The 17,692-nt window shown below is 30.1% G+C and carries 17 protein-coding genes; 6 read left to right on the forward strand and 11 right to left on the reverse strand.

All coding sequences use genetic code 11. The features are described 5' to 3' along the window. Nucleotides 1–71: 71 nt before the first annotated feature. Together KQI89_RS10210 and KQI89_RS10215 are read right to left on the reverse strand one after the other, a co-directional pair. Nucleotides 72–512 (reverse strand): MarR family winged helix-turn-helix transcriptional regulator, encoded by a 441-nt coding sequence (locus KQI89_RS10210; protein WP_216456998.1) that lies wholly within the window; start codon nucleotides 510–512, stop codon nucleotides 72–74. 24 nt (nucleotides 513–536) lie between these two features. Then, nucleotides 537–1,916, reverse strand: a complete 1,380-nt coding sequence (locus KQI89_RS10215; protein WP_216456999.1) for an MATE family efflux transporter — start codon at nucleotides 1,914–1,916, stop codon at nucleotides 537–539. Between the two features lie 233 nt (nucleotides 1,917–2,149). Here KQI89_RS10215 and KQI89_RS10220 point away from each other — a divergent pair, with 233 nt between their 5' ends. Continuing rightward, complete coding sequence (locus KQI89_RS10220; RefSeq protein WP_032123560.1) at nucleotides 2,150–2,566, forward strand: VOC family protein; 417 nt, start codon at nucleotides 2,150–2,152, stop codon at nucleotides 2,564–2,566. Between the two features lie 114 nt (nucleotides 2,567–2,680). After that, nucleotides 2,681–3,067, forward strand: a complete 387-nt coding sequence (gene gloA2 / locus KQI89_RS10225) for an SMU1112c/YaeR family gloxylase I-like metalloprotein (protein ID WP_032123559.1) — start codon at nucleotides 2,681–2,683, stop codon at nucleotides 3,065–3,067. 80 nt (nucleotides 3,068–3,147) lie between these two features. Here the strand turns inward: gloA2 and KQI89_RS10230 are convergent, their stop codons facing one another. Next, on the reverse strand, nucleotides 3,148–4,398 hold the full coding sequence (locus KQI89_RS10230) for an aminopeptidase P family protein (RefSeq protein WP_032123558.1): 1,251 nt from the start codon (nucleotides 4,396–4,398) through the stop codon (nucleotides 3,148–3,150). A 410-nt stretch (nucleotides 4,399–4,808) separates the two neighbouring features. Here KQI89_RS10230 and KQI89_RS10235 point away from each other — a divergent pair, with 410 nt between their 5' ends. After that, nucleotides 4,809–5,264, forward strand: a complete 456-nt coding sequence (locus KQI89_RS10235; protein WP_216457000.1) for a MarR family winged helix-turn-helix transcriptional regulator — start codon at nucleotides 4,809–4,811, stop codon at nucleotides 5,262–5,264. A gap of 87 nt (nucleotides 5,265–5,351) precedes the next feature. On the opposite strand, the gene KQI89_RS10240 is transcribed toward KQI89_RS10235, so the two are convergent. The 3 genes from KQI89_RS10240 to KQI89_RS10250 all read right to left on the reverse strand — a co-directional run bounded on the left by KQI89_RS10240 (nucleotide 5,352) and on the right by KQI89_RS10250 (nucleotide 8,226). Next, on the reverse strand, nucleotides 5,352–5,789 hold the full coding sequence (locus tag KQI89_RS10240) for an ACT domain-containing protein (protein WP_032123556.1): 438 nt from the start codon (nucleotides 5,787–5,789) through the stop codon (nucleotides 5,352–5,354). Nucleotides 5,790–6,040: 251 nt separating this feature from the next. Continuing rightward, entirely contained in the window at nucleotides 6,041–6,997 is a 957-nt protein-coding gene (locus KQI89_RS10245) for an L-threonine 3-dehydrogenase (protein WP_032123555.1), read from the reverse strand. A gap of 35 nt (nucleotides 6,998–7,032) precedes the next feature. Then, nucleotides 7,033–8,226: a glycine C-acetyltransferase gene (locus KQI89_RS10250; RefSeq protein ID WP_216457001.1), complete on the reverse strand. Its 1,194-nt coding sequence runs from the start codon at nucleotides 8,224–8,226 to the stop codon at nucleotides 7,033–7,035. Nucleotides 8,227–8,742: 516 nt separating this feature from the next. Between KQI89_RS10250 and KQI89_RS10255 the strand changes: the two genes are divergently transcribed. Continuing rightward, nucleotides 8,743–9,921 (forward strand): dicarboxylate/amino acid:cation symporter, encoded by a 1,179-nt coding sequence (locus tag KQI89_RS10255; protein ID WP_216457002.1) that lies wholly within the window; start codon nucleotides 8,743–8,745, stop codon nucleotides 9,919–9,921. A gap of 141 nt (nucleotides 9,922–10,062) precedes the next feature. Beyond that, nucleotides 10,063–11,415: an MATE family efflux transporter gene (locus tag KQI89_RS10260; RefSeq protein ID WP_246583072.1), complete on the forward strand. Its 1,353-nt coding sequence runs from the start codon at nucleotides 10,063–10,065 to the stop codon at nucleotides 11,413–11,415. 84 nt (nucleotides 11,416–11,499) lie between these two features. Here the strand turns inward: KQI89_RS10260 and KQI89_RS10265 are convergent, their stop codons facing one another. The 4 genes from KQI89_RS10265 to KQI89_RS10280 form a co-directional block, all read right to left on the reverse strand. Beyond that, nucleotides 11,500–13,158 (reverse strand): putative ABC transporter permease subunit, encoded by a 1,659-nt coding sequence (locus KQI89_RS10265; RefSeq protein ID WP_216457003.1) that lies wholly within the window; start codon nucleotides 13,156–13,158, stop codon nucleotides 11,500–11,502. Continuing rightward, complete coding sequence (locus KQI89_RS10270; protein WP_032123551.1) at nucleotides 13,151–13,876, reverse strand: ABC transporter ATP-binding protein; 726 nt, start codon at nucleotides 13,874–13,876, stop codon at nucleotides 13,151–13,153. The genes KQI89_RS10265 and KQI89_RS10270 overlap by 8 nt, the downstream gene beginning before the upstream one ends. A 364-nt stretch (nucleotides 13,877–14,240) precedes the next feature. Next, a complete protein-coding gene (locus KQI89_RS10275; protein WP_032123550.1) occupies nucleotides 14,241–14,762 on the reverse strand; it encodes a spore maturation protein in 522 nt (173 codons plus the stop codon). Between the two features lie 15 nt (nucleotides 14,763–14,777). Next, nucleotides 14,778–15,353 (reverse strand): nucleoside recognition domain-containing protein, encoded by a 576-nt coding sequence (locus KQI89_RS10280; RefSeq protein WP_032123549.1) that lies wholly within the window; start codon nucleotides 15,351–15,353, stop codon nucleotides 14,778–14,780. A gap of 424 nt (nucleotides 15,354–15,777) precedes the next feature. Here KQI89_RS10280 and KQI89_RS10285 point away from each other — a divergent pair, with 424 nt between their 5' ends. Next, the gene (locus KQI89_RS10285; protein WP_032123548.1) at nucleotides 15,778–16,020 is read left to right on the forward strand and encodes a hypothetical protein; all 243 of its coding nucleotides are present in this window, start codon (nucleotides 15,778–15,780) and stop codon (nucleotides 16,018–16,020) included. 33 nt (nucleotides 16,021–16,053) lie between these two features. Here the strand turns inward: KQI89_RS10285 and KQI89_RS10290 are convergent, their stop codons facing one another. Next, nucleotides 16,054–17,484, reverse strand: a complete 1,431-nt coding sequence (locus KQI89_RS10290) for a sensor domain-containing diguanylate cyclase/phosphohydrolase (protein ID WP_216457004.1) — start codon at nucleotides 17,482–17,484, stop codon at nucleotides 16,054–16,056. Nucleotides 17,485–17,692: the final 208 nt, after the last annotated feature.

Raw genomic sequence — 17,692 nt, forward strand, 5'->3', positions numbered from 1 at the left:
TTATTAACAATATTATAACGTATATAGAGATAAAAATATATATGTTTAATAAAATGTTACAGGAATTTAACTTAATCTTGGCTATTTATAATTGTTATAATATCTTTCAAGTTTGTTAAACTATCTACCAGTGTTTGTTTTTGTTTTTCTGTTAACTTATCCAAGGCTTCCTGTACTTGTTCAAATCTTTTTTCACGTTGTTCCTTTAAAAATTTTTCACCTTCATCAGTTAGACTATACAAAGTATTTCTTCTATCTTTTTCATCTGACTCCCTAGTTACTAGATCATCCTCAACCATTTTATTTAGCATTATACAAATGCTAGAATTTGACACATGCATATCATTACTTAACTTTTTAAGAGTAGATTTGCCATTTTCCTGTAACCTTGCTAAAGTTCTAAATCTTTGTTCTGTTATACCATTATCTTGTTCTGATTTTTTACTCCTAATATACTTTCTTACATCTAGATAAAAATCTATTATAACTTTAGCTACTTCTCTGTTATTCAAACCAACATTACCACCTTACATTTACTAATTTGATACAAATTCTATTTCTGAAGAGTTATCATCCTCTTTATTTTGAATATATTTTATTTTTTTCTTCCATCTACCTAACCTGTAATAGCTATATGTTAAAACTAACCCAAAACTCCATGCTATTGGCATTGACCACCAAATACCTTTGCTTCCTAGCCTCGGAGACAAAGTATATGCTATCGGTATTCTTATAAGCCATAGAGATAATATAGAGTTTATCATTGGGAATATAGTATCCCCTGCCCCTCTCAACACACCATTAGTTATAAACATAGCTGAAATCACCACATAAAATATTGATATTATTTTTAAATATTCAGTACCTATAACTGTAACTCTTGGATCTTTATTAAATAATCTAACTAAATTTGTTCCCCAAAGTTGCATAGCTATAGTAATTATCAAGCAAATCACTGTAGACATCACAAGTGTAGATCCATATCCTTTTTTAACTCTTTCCATTTTTCCAGCTCCAATGTTTTGTGCTACAAAGGTAGAAATAGCTGCTCCAAAGTTCATTATAGGCATAGAGGCAAAAGTATCTACCCTTGAAGCTGCAGTAAATGCCGCCACTGTATCTGCTCCGAACTTATTAACCATAGTTTGCATAGCTATCATACCAAAGGAAAATAACATTTGCTGAACCCCGGATGGTAGACCTATCCTAATACTTTCTTTAAATATTTTATTATCAAATTTCATATCCCTTACATTAAATTTAAACACATCATGAGTTTTATTTAGATGATGTATGCCAAAAATAAATGAGCAAGTTTGAGCTATAACTGTAGCCCATGCAGCTCCCGCTACTCCCCAATTAAAAACTAATACAAATACAATGTCTAATACTATATTTATTACTGTAGATATAATTAAAAATATTAAGGGAGTTTTAGAATCTCCAAGCCCTCTTAATATAGCACTTATGGAATTATATCCAAACATAGCTATTATACCTATAAATATAACATTAAGATAGGATTTTGCCTGATGAATTATGCTGTCTGGTGTTTTCATAAATCTTAATATAGGTCCACTGAATATAACTCCCACTATGGTGACAGCTATTGAAGCTATAAATAAAAATATATACGCTGTATCAATAGTTTTCTTTACCTTATCCATGTCTCTAGCTCCAAAATACTGTGAAATCAGTATAGATGATCCCATAGCTACCCCTATTATTAAAGATATAAGTAAAAACATTATAGGATTGCTAGCACCTACAGCTCCTAAAGCCTCTTTTCCAAGTGCCCTTCCTACAATTACGCTATCCACAGTATTGTATAGTTGCTGAAATATGTTACCAATAAACATTGGCAAAGCAAAGTTAAATATAAGTTTTGCCTCGCTACCTTTAGTCATGTCTTTCATATAAACTCTCCTATTCATTTTACATTAAAATCATTTTATAATAAAATGATTTTAATGTAAAGCTATTTTAAAGTCAATAAAATATAATAAGCAATGGATGTTTTTTATATAATTGTAAGTCTATCTAAAGTTAACCTAGAAAACCTACTATTAAAATTAAAGGGATTTAAGTGTTTATGATATAATTTGCTTAATAACTTATTTTATTTTGACTTCTAAAGGAGGGATATATTATGGGAATAAAATCAATACATCATGTTTGTATCCAAACAGAAAAATACCAAGACTCACTAGAATTTTATACTAAAATTTTGGGGTTTAAAGTTATTAAAGAAACAGCAAACTTTCATAAACGAGATTTTAATACCTGGTTAAAGCTAGACACATTCATGATTGAACTTCAAACTGCAAAAAAAGGAGCTAAATTAAACAGTTGGACATCATTAAATGAAGGTATCGCCCATATGTGTTTTTTAGTAGATAATGTTCAAGAAGAATTTTATAGAATAAAAAAATTAGGTTACTCTAATTTCAAGATTAAAAACAACGAGGAAATATATAAGGTTGAAGATGGGTATTTATTTAAAATTAAAGCTCCAGAAGGTACTGAAATTGAAATAAGAGATGTTAATATATCAAGTGATTCTTAGATTTATATTAAGTTTGATTAAATAAAAATACTCTGTGAACCTTAGAGTAGAATACTTTATACCTGTTAAAACAAAAATAATCTAAACAAAATCATTTAATGAAGGAGTTTGCTTATGGAAATAAAGAAAATACATCATATAGCAATAATTACCTCTAATTACGAAAAATCAAAGGACTTTTATGTAAATAAACTAGGTTTCAATGTAATAAATGAAGTTTATAGAAAAGAGCGAAATTCTTATAAATTAGATTTATCCGTAGGTGGAGAATATCAAATTGAACTTTTTTCCTTTCCAAATCCTCCTAAAAGATTGAGTTACCCTGAAGCTACTGGACTTAGGCATCTGGCTTTTGAAGTAGATAACATAGAAAATACTTGGAATGAATTAAATGAAAAAGGCTTGCTATTAGAAAGTATTAGGATAGATGAATACACAGGAAAGAGCTTCTTTTTCTTTATGGATCCAGATGGATTACCTTTAGAAATTTACGAAAAATAAGATATCCAATAAAATTTTTGTTTAAGATACAAATAAGGAAGTTTCTCAAAGGTTTAATCCCCTAGAAACTTCCTTATATTTTATCTATTATTTTTTTCCATGAATTCTTCTATTTCTTCTACTGTTTTTATTATATCTTTTGATAAAACTTCTGCTCCATTTTCTGTAACTAATATGTCATCTTCTATTCTAATTCCTATGCCCTCTTCTTCAATGTATAATCCTGGTTCTACAGTAATTACCATACCTGGTTTTAGTCCCCCTTCTCTAGGACCTACATCATGAGTGTCTAGACCTAGATGATGACTTACCCCATGGTAATAGTACTTTGATAGCTCCTCCTCATGCTTTATGAATTTTATTTCTTTTAAGCCTTCTGCAAGAACCTTTTTAGCTATTTTATTTAATTCTTCAAATGGTAATCCTGGCTTTATAGCTTCTATGACCTCAAGTTCTGTTTTAAGAACTATATTGTATATTTGTTTTTGTCTTTCAGTAAACTTTCCGCTTACAGGAAATGTTCGGCTTATATCTGCATTATAGTAATTTAATTGTGCACCTAAGTCAAATAATATAAGATCTCCATTTTTTATTTCACTATCATTAGCTGAATAGTGTAGTATTGTACCATTTTTTCCTGAAGCAGCAATAGTTTTAAAAGCATAATCAAAAGCTCCATTGGTCTTTAGTACAAAATCAAAATAAGCTTCAAGTTGATATTCTTTAAGACCTTCCTTTGAGTTTTTCATAAGAGCCTCTATACCTTCTTTTGTTATAGCTATTGCCTTTCTCATCTCTTCAATTTCTTCTTCTGACTTTATAGCTCTTAAATTCTCTATATTATTATATATATTTTTAATTTTAACCTGAGGATACCTTTCCTTTATTTTATGTGCAAAGCTTTCCACATTATTTACCATAGAATTAAAACTATCCTTTTCAAGGTCTAAATATAGCCTAGTAAAGTTCTTTAAACATATTAACCTATGGATCATTTCTTCAAAATCTTCCATATACTTTATGTTGGTAATTCCTGAATTTTCTTCTGCTTCTTCTTTACTTATGGTTTTCCCAACCCATTTTTCCATAACTGGATCAGCTTTTCTTATAAATAAGTATTCCTCTAAAGTATTATTTTCTTTTACCATTATTAACATTACTTTTTCTTCGTTAATTCCAGTTAAATAATAAAAATTTCTATTAGGCGTAAATGGATACGCTTCATCTGCTGACTTCTTTGGAGCACTTCCTGCAAACATTACAAGTATTGAATTATCCTTTAAACTTTCCGCTAAGTTCTTTCTATTTTTAATAAAAAACTCTTTTTTCATTTAATAAAACCCTCCCATTATATAATCCTTCTATATTTAATTATATACCTAATATTCTATCTATTCTATAAATATAAAAATTTATAAGATCTATTCCTATAAACGCAGTTCTTGCCTTTATAGGTAATTTTTAGTACCCTTAAAGCTTAGAAATCCTTATCCAGAGACGTTTCCCAATTTAAAGAAGATAAGAGTATTAGAACGGGTAGTCATGGGATAAACTCTTCTAATAATGAATTGGATATATATTCCTCATAACCTGACTGTTTTTGAGCCTTAAAATCACATGGTTCTTATAAGGAATTATAATTTTTACTTGACAATAAATATTAGCAGTTCTATAATATAATTGATTAATTGTATTCGATATAATTTTATGAATTTTATATTGTTTTAGAAGAGGTGTTACCATGAATGATGATATATTAAAGTTAGACAATCAACTTTGTTTTTCCATATATGCCTGCTCTAAAGAGATTATAAGGTTATATAGACCTTTTTTAGAGAAACTTGAATTAACATATACTCAGTATATAGCTTTATTGGCTTTATGGGAAAAAGATAACGTTACAGTCAAAGAACTAGGCGAGAGACTCTATCTCGACTCTGGCACCTTAACTCCATTACTAAAAAAAATGGAGGACAACGGAATCTTAACTAGGGAAAGACAGAAGGATGATGAACGAAAGGTATTAATTAAATTAACAGAGGCTGGACGCGATTTGAAACAAAAAGCCTTACAAATACCTAATTCTATACTATGTAGCACCAACCTATCTGCTGAAAATGCTATCTGTCTAAGAGAAGATATTAAGAATTTGCTAAAGTATATTTATAGTATAAATGAAACAACATCAAAAAAGTAAATATATAATATAAAGAGAACTCTTAATTTTGGTTAAAGAGTTCTCTTTTTTAACAACGTTTAATTTTATTAAATGGTAACTTTTTCTTTATTCTAATGCTATAAGCTTAACTTTTATTACATTATCCATACCTTGTATTTTATATAATATTTTTTTAATATCCACTTCCATTTGAGAAATATCAAAAGTAATAGTTACATTAGCAGCATTATTTATAGGTATATCTTGATTTATAGTCATTATATTACCTTTATCTTCTGCTATTTTATCTAATATTCTAGATAAGGTTCCGGCTTCATGGGCTAAAAGAAGAGCTAAAGTAGCCTTTTGCCCCTTTATATTTTCAGACATTGGAAACACATAATCCTTGTATTTATAATAAGCACTTCTACTTATACCTACTTCCTTCACTCCTTCAGAAATATCTTTCACTTGGCCTGTATATATAAGTTCCTTGACCTTAATTACTTTTTCGAATACATCCGGTAGTATTTTACTATTAACTATGAAATATTTATCTGCCATAATAATTCCTCATTTTATGCTATTTTAATAGCTTTTATTTATCCTATAGTTTTAGATTCAAATAAATATCTAACCATAGTACAAATTTAAACTCTTGCATAGATTATTTTAGTTTATCTTCTAATATTAATTAATACATATAAAATTATATCACAAATTAATATAATATAATTTTGTAAAAAATCCACAGCGTAGCCTCTTTAACTCGAAACCTCTGTGGATTTTTTATTATATATGTTAATAAATTATAATTATTTTATATTTAACTTTTCAGCTAGTTTTTTAAGCATATCCTCTGTCATATTCTCTAAATTATATTTAGCGTTAAATCCCCATTCCTCTTTAGCTGCGCTACAATCTATAGAATTTGGCCATGAATCTGCTATAGCTTGTCTCACAGGGTCAACATCATAGCTCATGCTGAAGTTTGGTATATGTTTCTTTATTTCATTTGCTATCATTGAAGGTTCAAAACTCATAGCTGTAATATTAAATGCATTTCTATGAATAAGCTTTGATGGATCTGCTTCCATAAGTGATACAATTGCATTTAGCGCATCTGGCATATACATCATATCCATATATGTGCCCTCTCCAATATAAGAAGTATATTTTCCTTCTTGAAGCGCTTTATAGTATATATCTACAGCATAATCAGTAGTTCCACCTCCTGGAGGAGTCGCATAAGATATTAATCCTGGGAAACGCACCCCTCTTGTATCTACACCAAATTTCTTAAAGTAATAATCACATAATATTTCTCCTGAAACTTTAGTTACTCCATACATAGTTTCAGGTCTTTGGATAGTATCTTGTGGTGTATTATCCTTTGGAGTACTTGGTCCAAAAGCTCCTATGGAACTTGGAGTAAAGAAGGAACATTTTAACTCTCTAGCAACTTCTAAAGCATTAAATAGTCCTCCCATATTTATCTCCCAAGCTAATACTGGCTTAGCTTCAGCTACTGCTGATAATAAAGCTGCAAGGTGTATTACTGTGTCTACCTCATGTTTCTTTGCAACTTCAGCCATTTTTTTAGCATCTAAAACATCTAATATTTCAAAAGGACCTGATTCTACTGCTGGATTACCATCTATTCTTCTAATATCTGTAGCAACTACATTATCACTACCATAAATGTCTCTCATATGCATTACTAGTTCAGAACCGATCTGACCTAGTGAACCTGTAACTAATATCTTTTTCATGACAATCCTCCCAAATTTAAATAGTTAACACTAAATTATTTAATTACACCTAATTCTTTACCTACCTTTTCGTATATAGCTAAGGCTTCATCTAACATTTCCTTTGTGTGAGCTGCTGTAGGCATATTTCTAACTCTTCCTGTTCCCATAGGTACTGTAGGGAATACTATAGATTTAGCATAAACACCCTCTTCTAGTAATCTACTACTAAATTGCTGAGTTAACTTTTCTTCTCCTATGATACATGGAGTTATTGGTGTTTCACTGTGTCCAATATTAAATCCTAGATCTTTTAATCCCTTCTTTAAGTACCTTCCATTTTCCCATACTTTATCCACAAGTTCTGAGCTTTCTGTCATTATATTTAATGCTTCTATTACAGCACCTGCAGCTGCTGGTGTCAAAGATGTAGAGAATAGGAATGGTCTTGCTCTAACCTTTAACCAATCTATTAAATCCTTAGAACCTGCTACATATCCTCCAACTACTCCTATAGCCTTTGATAAGGTTCCAATTTGGAAATCAACTTTATCTGATAGACCAAAATGCTTTACTGTACCTGCTCCCTCTCCCATAACTCCTGAACCATGGGCATCATCAACATAAGTTATTAAATCAAACTCCTCTGCCACTTTAATAAGTTCTGGTAGGTTAACTACATCTCCATCCATAGAGAAGACTCCATCTGTAATAACCATTAACTTACCATATAAACCGCTTTCTCTTGCTTCTTTAGCCTTAGCTCTTAAGTCCTCCATATCATTGTGCTTATATCTTATAGTTTTAGCACCAGATAATCTGCATCCATCTATTATAGATGCATGATTTAACTCATCTGATAATATAGCATCTTTTTTATTCATAACTGCTTGAATAGCTCCTGCATTACAATTAAAACCTGATTGGAAAGCTATAGCAGCTTCTGTATGTTTGAATTCAGCTAGCTTTTTTTCTAGTTCTTCATGGATTTTTAGAGTACCGTTTATAGTTCTTACAGCACCAGCACCTACCCCATACTGATTTGTAGCCTTTATAGATGCTTCTACCATTCTTGGATTATTAGCTAACCCTAAATAGTTGTTAGATGATAGGTTTATAAGATCCTTACCTTTAATTTTAATTATAGGTCCATTTGCACTTTCTAATACATTGATTTCATTGTATAGCCCTTTACTTTTTAGCTCATTAAGATTCTCATTTAAAAAATTTTGTAAGGCTTTACTTCCCATTGTTATTGCCTCCTTATATATTAAGTTTATTTTTACCAAAATGTTTTTCTCTGGAATACATTTTTTTATATATGTCTATAGATAATTATATCAAACATCTTATCAGATATCCACAATCTAAATTATTTAAAATACATAAATCTTCTAGCTCAATCTTGAATTTTCGCATATTTACTCCCATTTAAAAACGTTTACACTAATTATAAATAATTTCTTTTATAAAATAAATTTTGTAATGTATATGTAATATTTTAATAATATAAAGCATATACTTTTATGGGAGGGTTAATATTTAATAACTATTAATATGCTCCTATTTGCTTTTTCTATGCCAATTTTATTATCTGCCAGTTTTTTCAATATTGACTTTAAACTGTATATCAGCTATATTAAAATATATCTGAATATTATAAATATATAGTTATATGATTTATTATAGGTGTTTCATTTTATTTTGAGGCTTTATTTTTATAAAATTTCATATATAAGCCTAATCCATAAAAAGGAGTGATTATATTGAAAAAAATTGGACTTATACCTAAACTTATTGCTGCCATTATACTAGGTATCCTAATTGGTGCTTTTACCCCTGAATTTATAGTTAAGGTCTTAGCTACCTTTAACTCAATCTTTGGTAACTTTTTAGGCTTCATTATTCCACTTATAATTCTTGGATTTATAGTATCTGGCATCGCTGACTTAGGTGGTAATGCTGGTAAACTTCTTGGGGTTACTACTGCTTTTGCTTACGTATCCACTCTAATCGCAGGCCTTTTTGCTTATATAGTTGCTACGAATATCTTCCCTAAATTTATTAAAGCAACCAGTGTAGTAGGCGATGCCGTAAACCCAGAAGAGAAACTTTTAAAAGGCTTTTTTACCATTGAGATGGACCCTATTATGACTGTAATGAGTGCTCTTGTATTTGCTTTTTTACTAGGGCTTGGCATTGCGGCAACCAAGAGCGAAAGCCTACACAAAATCTCTGTAGAATTTCAAAGGATAGTTGAAAAAACTATCTCAAATGTTATAATACCCTTACTTCCATTTCACATAATGGGTATCTTTGCTAACATGACCCATGCAGGGGAAGTAGGAAAAATACTTCAAGTGTTTTGGAAAGTATTTCTTATAGTGCTTGTAATGCATCTATTAATAATAGTGCTGCAATTCACTATAGCCGGAACCATATCAAAGAAGAATATATTTCAAATGCTAAAAAATCAAGTCTCAGGTTACTTAACTGCTATAGGAACTCAATCTTCTGCTGCTACAATTCCTGTTAACTTAAGATGTGCTGAAAAAAATGGAGTGTCTAAAGGAATAAGAGAATTTGTAGTTCCTCTATGTGCAACTATACATTTGTCTGGGAGCACTATAACTCTTACCTCTTGCGCTATAGCTGTTATGATGATAAATAATATTAGTTTTACTCTACCTCAAATGATGGGCTTCATAGCTATGTTAGGCATAACCATGGTTGCTGCCCCAGGCGTACCTGGTGGAGCCGTAATGGCTGCCCTTGGAATACTAAAAACTAACCTTAACTTCACTGAAGCTCAATTAGCTCTAATGATAGCACTTTATATAACTCAAGATAGCTTTGGTACAGCATGTAATGTTTCTGGAGATAATGCAATAGCTGTATTGGTAGACCATATCTACCATAAAGACAAAAAAGAAAAAACCCTTTAAATTTAACATTTAAAAACTACAAACATAATCAAATTAAAAGGTGGCTTTGCCACCTTTTTTATTTGATATGTAGATTATTCCTCTCCTTCAATATATAATAGGATTGTTGATTATACATTTCTTAATTAAGGAGGGTCTTTATTGCTAAAATATAATAGTTCTGATTTTAAAGAGGTTCTTTCCTTGGCTCTTCCCGCCGTAGGTGAAAATATATTGTATATGCTAGTATGGGTATTTGATACTATGATGGTAGGAAAATACGGGGGAAACGTAGCTGTTAGCAGTGTGGGATTAAGTTCCGAACTAATGTATACTTTTTCTAACATTTTTATTGCCATAGGTATATGTATAGGAATAACCTCTTTAGTAGCTAGAAGAGTTGGAGCAAATTTAAAAACTGCTGCGGAAGAGTATGCTACCATAGGATTTCTTATAGGATCCATAATTGCCTTTTTAGGGTTTTTAATATTTTACCTTGGAAGTGATAAGATATTTACTATGATTGGAGCGGAGCAGAACGTAATAGATTTAGCTTCACCTTATATGAAGATAGCTTCCATAGGTATATTTTTTAATATGCTAATGAATCTATTAAATGCCTCTTTAAGAGGTTATGGAAATACTAGAATTCCTCTATTAGCTTCTATTTGTGTAATTGTGATTAATGGCTATTTGGATTATGGTCTTATATTTGGTAGATTGGGTCTTCCAGAACTAGGGGTTAAAGGTGCTGCTATAGCTACCTCAATTGCTCAAGTTTTTGGATTTTTATTTATAGTATTTTACATGATATATAAATCACCCATAAAACCTAGACTTAAGTATATTAAAAACTTTAAATCACATAACGCTAAGGACTTATTAAGATTATCCATACCATCTTCTATGCAAGAAGGTGCCTTTAGCATAAGCAGACTTATAGGTAACATAATGATAGTAAGTATGGGTACCATGGCCTTTGCTGCAAATCAGATTACTACTACCATAGAAGGTATTTCTTATATGCCAGGTTGGGGATTTGCCGTGGCTGCTACCACCCTAGTTGGTCATAAAATTGGAGAAAACAACTTAGAAAAGGGCAAACAATACGCTACTTTATCCATGATTTTAGGAACTGGATTTATGTTTATATTTTCTATATTATTTTTAATAATACCTCATGGACTTATTGGATTATTTATAAATTCCTCAGAGGTACAAGTTATAAGTCTTGGATCGCTATGCCTTATGGTAGCTTCTATAGAACAACCTTTCATGGGAGTTTCTATGATAGCCGGAGGAGCCTTTAAAGGTTCAGGAAATACCAAAACCCCATTTACCGTTTCTTTGATATCCAGTTGGATCATAAGATTACCTCTTATGTATTTAGTTATATACAAACTACAATTAAGCGTAGTATGGGTATGGGTTATAACTACAATCCAATGGATATTTGATGGTACACTTATATTTATTTTATACAGGAAAAATCTAGGTAAAAACATAAAGCTCTAGTCAAATGCTAGAAAAGGCTTATTAAAAGTAAAGATACTCTTAATAAGCCTTTTTTCTATAGTAATTCTAATATCCAGCTATAATCTATTCTATTTTTCCATATGTTCTATGTCCCTTATTATTTATATAGTAAAGAAGTAAAAGTACTATTATCAATGACAATAAGGTTAGAGATACAAAACCACTTAAAAGACTTGGCTGCAGTTTTATAAAAGCAAATATATTTAAAGCTGCAATCACAAGGGTTATTAAAGTACTTATAAGTGAATTTAAATTCTGTTTAACTGCTTTTTGTTCATTATCCCAGTTAAGCTTAGGCCTATTTATATCTATAACTACTCCTAAAACAGCTGCAATTATATTAGATAAAGTAGAGATAATAAATATCATCGCAATTAGCATTAAAGGAAACTTTAATATAGCTAATATAATGGTAATTAATACTACACTTATCATATTTACTATAATAGAAGATATAATTTTAGAATAAATCTGCTCTTTATAGGTCATAGGTATATATTTATTTATAAACATAGCTTCTCCCTCTCTCGATATAGATGTACAAGCTATTACACTAGTTCCACTTATAAATAAGGTTATGCTAAAGGCTATACCAATGATAAGGCCTAAAATTTTAGGATCGTTTATATTCTGAGTCATATTAGTTATCACACTAAGTTTACCTGTATCTAAAAACACATATACAATTAAAAATATAGGCCATATAAAGTTTCCTATTACGCAATTCACTAAAAATGCTGGTGTTCTAAATAAAATTTTTAGTTCTTTGAGTACATAAGTCTTTATCTTTGAATTTTCAGTAACTCTTTTGTCTAATTCATTTGATTTTAATTGTTTTCTTCTAGCAAAGGATTCGGATACACCCATAACTCCTTTAAAATAAAGCATCTTAGCCAGAACCATAAATATCATAACGGAAGCTATGGTTATAATCATAAATAAAGCTAAGTTTATCATGTTTTTATTAATTGAATTAGAAATCAAAGACAAAGAAGCTAATTTTGAAGTAGGGAATAGACTGTTAAATATGTTTAGCATGGAATTATTACCTTGAGATAACATTTCAACAATTTTCTCTTCACTCATACCTGAAGCTGTACTTCTTTGAACTAACAGATTTACTCCTACTCCAAAAAATATAGCAAGCACTCCACCTATAGTTCTTAATGCGTCTTTATGTTTACCTAAATTAGTAAACCTCATTATGATCATATTTAGGATAGAAGCCATAACTAAAGGTAACACTGGAAGAAGTAAAAATATCACCACTGAAACTATCCAATACCCTAAACCTAAACCTGCTTTAATTCCATAAATAATAATTACAGGAGCTAAAACAATAAGTTCTGTCAGATACTCATAAACTAATACAGTTATAAACTTAGCAGATAGTATTTCTTCCGCCTTCAAAGGAAGAGGTAGAAAAGACTCTATATCTTTAGCAAAATAGAAAGTAGTTAAAACATAGAGAATACCAAATATAAAAATAATTAAGCTTGCCATAGAAAATCCTAAGTTTAAAACAATACCCTCTTGTCCAAAACTAGCAAAAGTATCATACAAAGCTGAGGTAAATGCACCTAATGGTACTCCTAGAGACATAATAAGTATAATGGTTAAAAATATATTTAGGATCATACCAGAATATTTACGCTTCCTTTTGCCTTCACTTCCAGTTCCATTTTTTAATAATATTTTAACTAATACAAATATCTTACTCATTTTCTGTCATCTCCAAGAATATATTTTCTAATGAAGAATTCTCTTTCATTTGCTGCTTTATCTCGTCAATAGCACCACAAAATAGTATCTTTCCTTTGTTTATTATAGCTACCCTATCACATAATTTTTCTGCAACTTCAAGTACGTGAGTTGAAAAAAATACTGTTTTCCCTGTATCCGCATGTTCTCTCATCATTTCCTTTAGTATAAATGATGACTTTGGATCTAATCCTGTAAGTGGTTCATCTAAAATCCATATAGATGGTTCATGTATAAGTACTGCCATTATCACTATTTTTTGCCTCATACCATGGGAATAAGTTTGAATTTTATCGTCTAAAGCATTACTCATGTCAAATCTATTTGCTAAGTTTTCAATTCTTTCTTTCCTTAATTGTTTTGGCACCTCATATAAATCAGCCATAAAATTAAGATACTCTATTCCTTTTAGTCTTAGAAACATATCAGGACTATCTGGAACGAAACCAAACTGTTTTTTTGCTCCTATAGGATCTTCTTTTATGTCTATACCATTTAATTTTATTTGTCCTTTATCTTGACTTATAATACCAGTCAACATTTTTATAGTAGTAGTCTTTCCTGCTCCATTAGGACCTAAAAATCCAAATATCTCCCCATCTTTTATAGTTAAATTTAAATCGTCTACTGCCTTAAATGTTCCATTATAACTTTTATTTACATTGGTAATTTCTATCATAAACTTAATCCCCCTTAATTGATTTATTTAATAAATTCCTAAATAAATATTATGATTATAAATGTTAAATTTATTTTTAAATAAGATATTATGGTTTAGTAATCTCCGGATTTCCTATGATATTATAATAACCTATTTTTGCCTTTAACACAAACTTTCTTTAACCTTATAATGAAGTATATTATAACTCTTTATATGTTTTATTTCATCCTATCTTTATTTTCCACAAAATATCTAAGTTTTTTAATTTAACATAAAATACATATATATTTTATTCCCTCACTCTAATTGCTAACATCCTTATAAGGATAATCTAAAAAATTAATGGAGAGCTTATTAGCCCTCCATTAATTTTTATATTTAGTTACAGTATGAACTTAACTAAAGTTACAGCCATTATAATAGCTGTAATATCTGCCATTATAGCAGCCCAGAGTGTATGTCTTATTTTTTTTATTCCAACAGCTCCAAAGTATATGGTTATTGTATAAAATATTGTCTCTGTAGACCCCATCAATATGGATGCTATTAACCCTATTTTACTATCTGGACCATATTGCTTTATAGTTTCAGTAAATACTCCTAGCGCACCACTACCTGAAAGAGGTTTAACAAAAATCAAAGGCACAAGTTCCGGGGGTACACCTAAAAGTTGCATTAGTGGTCTAAAAGCTAAAACCATAAGATCTAAAGCACCAGATTCTCTAAATATCCTAACTGCTAAAAGCATAGCTAAGAGATATGGAAAAATTCTAAAACAAATTCCCATGCCATCCTTTGCTCCCTCTACAAAACATTCGTAGATTTTTACCTTTTTTACCATACCATAGACTACTATAGTTAATATAATTATAGGAATAATACCTTTGGCTATATATGAAAACATAAATGTCCCTCCAGTTTAAAAAAATCTCTCCAATATTTTGCAACATGTAACCCCTACTATGGCAGCTGTTAAGGTAGTTATAATTACTGGTATAATTATAACTGCTGGATTACTAGAACCTTCTACTGCTCTTAAAGATATAATTGTAGTTGGAATTAATTGAACACAGGCTGCATTAAGTACGAGGAACAAGCTCATATCATTACTAGCCCTCACCTTATCCTTATTTAATTTCTGCATTTCTTCCATGGCCTTAATTCCAAAGGGTGTAGCTGCATTAGATAAACCCATAATATTTGCAGTTAGGTTCATAACTATCGCTCCTAAAGCTTTTTCATTTTTTGCTGCATCCTTAAATAAAAACTTTAATATAGGTGAGAGCATTTTGGATATTTTTTCCGTAAGTCCACTCTTTTCTGCTATTTTCATTATTCCACACCAAAGACTCATAATACCTAGAAGCCCAATTATAAGTTCCACTGTAGACCCTGCAGAATCTATTACAGCCTTTGATAAAATTTCAGCTTTGCCTGAAAAAAGCCCCATACATATACCTATAAATATCATAAAAAACCAAATATAGTTAATCATATTACCCTAACCCTTCCAATTACTTCTTTTTTAAGTTTTTAATTTGTACATGGTACATTGAAATTTTTTACACAAAGAAGCCTATTGATTATCTATAATAAATATATGAACATATTTAGGTATTATGAATATCTTTATATATTAAAAGTATCAAGTTATTTAAAGGTTCAGATGGATTTTACTTATGAAAAATCTCTCTATCCATCTGAGTCTTATAAAAACTTATAAAAATTCATAGCATTGCTTATCCCCCAAAATACAAGTATTAGTAATGGTAGCTATGGAATAAAAACCAAAATCCAGTAGTTGCATTTAAAATATAATAGTGCTACCATGAATGTTAGATAAATATTAGGTTATAATATTTAATTTGTATATATATAATTTCAATATATGTGATGAAAGGTTTAGTTGGAGGAATATGATGACTATAAGAGAGATTATGAAATATATTGAAAGCGAATACGAAGTAATAAATCGTACTCCTTGTGAAGTTTGCGGCGGAGCATATTTAGCTGAAGACTTAGATATAACACTAGTAGATGGAATTCCATTTGATGTTTGCGATTGTATATGCTCCCATTGTGGACATGAAAAATCCTTTATGTTTACTGCTCCTTTTGTAGAAGAGGACAATGGATTAGCACTAGCCAGAAAGTTAAATTAAAAAATGGAGGCACTTTTCATGTGCCTCCATTTTTTATGAACAAATAATTGAATGTTCTTTTTCTATAAACAACTTTTCACAAAAAATATTTTTAAATACATCTACTACTGATGGATCAAATTGTTTTCCACTTTCATCTAAAATTTCTTTTAGAGCCTCTTCGTGAGATTTTGCTACTTTATACGGTCTACCACTGGTCATTACATCATAGGCATCTGCCACTGCCATTATTCTACACTCTATAGGTATCTCTTCTCTTTTAAGACCTAAAGGATACCCGTTTCCATCCCATCTTTCATGATGTTTTAATATAAGTTCTGATATAACTTGAAGTTTAGGTGTAGTTTTAGAGATTCTATATCCTATCTCACAGTGTCTTCTAACTTCTACTAGCTCATTATAAGATAACTTATCAGGCTTATATAGTATACTCTCCGGAACCCCTACTTTACCTATATCGTGATATTTAGAAAGTAATCTTAAGTTTTTAATTTGCTGTCTTGATAAATTCATCTGCTTTCCCATTTCTTCGCATATAAACTTTATCCTATCCACATGACCCCCATCTACATAATCTCTAGAAATTAATGCTCTTTTAATTGAATTTACCATAACCTTCTTAGTTTCATAACTTTGCTTAAGTTTATTTCTATACATATTATCATCTGCCTCTTTAAATAAATCTATAGGCAAAAAATTCCTATCATCACATGCAGTACCTATGGACATACTTATTGGAATTTTAGGCATACCTTCATTGTACTTATCAATAGACGTCTTTATGTTATAATAATTACTATCAAATTCTTCTCTATCGACACATTGGATAAGCACAGCAAACTCATCTCCACCTATACGCGCTACTATCCCCTCTGAAATTATAGATTCATTAATCGCCTTAGCACATTGAATTATAATTTCATCACCTTCTTGGTGGCCTAGCGTGTCATTTACTAATTTAAGATTATCCATATCACATATTATAAACCCACATAAGGGATATTTTTCTCTGTCAAAGTTAACCATATAATCTTCAAAATACCCTCTGTTATACAAACCCGTTAAACTATCATGATAGCTTAAATAGTAAAGCCTATCTCGTGACCTTTTATTTTCTAACGCCTCTTGCTGAAGCATTTTTACGATTCTCATATCTTGAGCCACTATAACATTTCCTAATGATTCATCAAAACTGTTTTTGATAGGTGATATATCTATTTCTACAGGTATTATTTCCCCTTCCATAGTGATAAAACAAATATTATCTTTTTTATCACTATGGTTCGCATTATCTTTCTTCTTAACTTTTGAAGGTTCTTTAAAATCTTTTGAAAATAGGTATTTAACCTTTGAGTTGACTAACTGCTCTTTCTTGTACTTTCCTATATTGAGTGCTTGTTTATTAATATCTAATATATTTCCATTATTATCAGTAAGAATTATTATATCCTTCACCTTATTCATAAGATACTCTTTACTCATCACTGAGTATATATCCTCGCCTTTATATTTTTTTAAATAAAAAAACATTATTAAAGAACTAACACAATAATCCAAGTTCATAATTAAAATTTTGTAGTATAAAGTATTTAAAAAAATTAATTGGATAAATCCCACTATAAAGGCTGAAGTTATATAGGTTCTTAGTATATTGCTAAAATATGTCCTTTCA

Origin of the sequence: Clostridium simiarum (assembly GCF_018919175.1) — a bacterium.
GTDB classification, from domain to species: Bacteria; Bacillota; Clostridia; order Clostridiales; family Clostridiaceae; genus Clostridium_L; species Clostridium_L simiarum.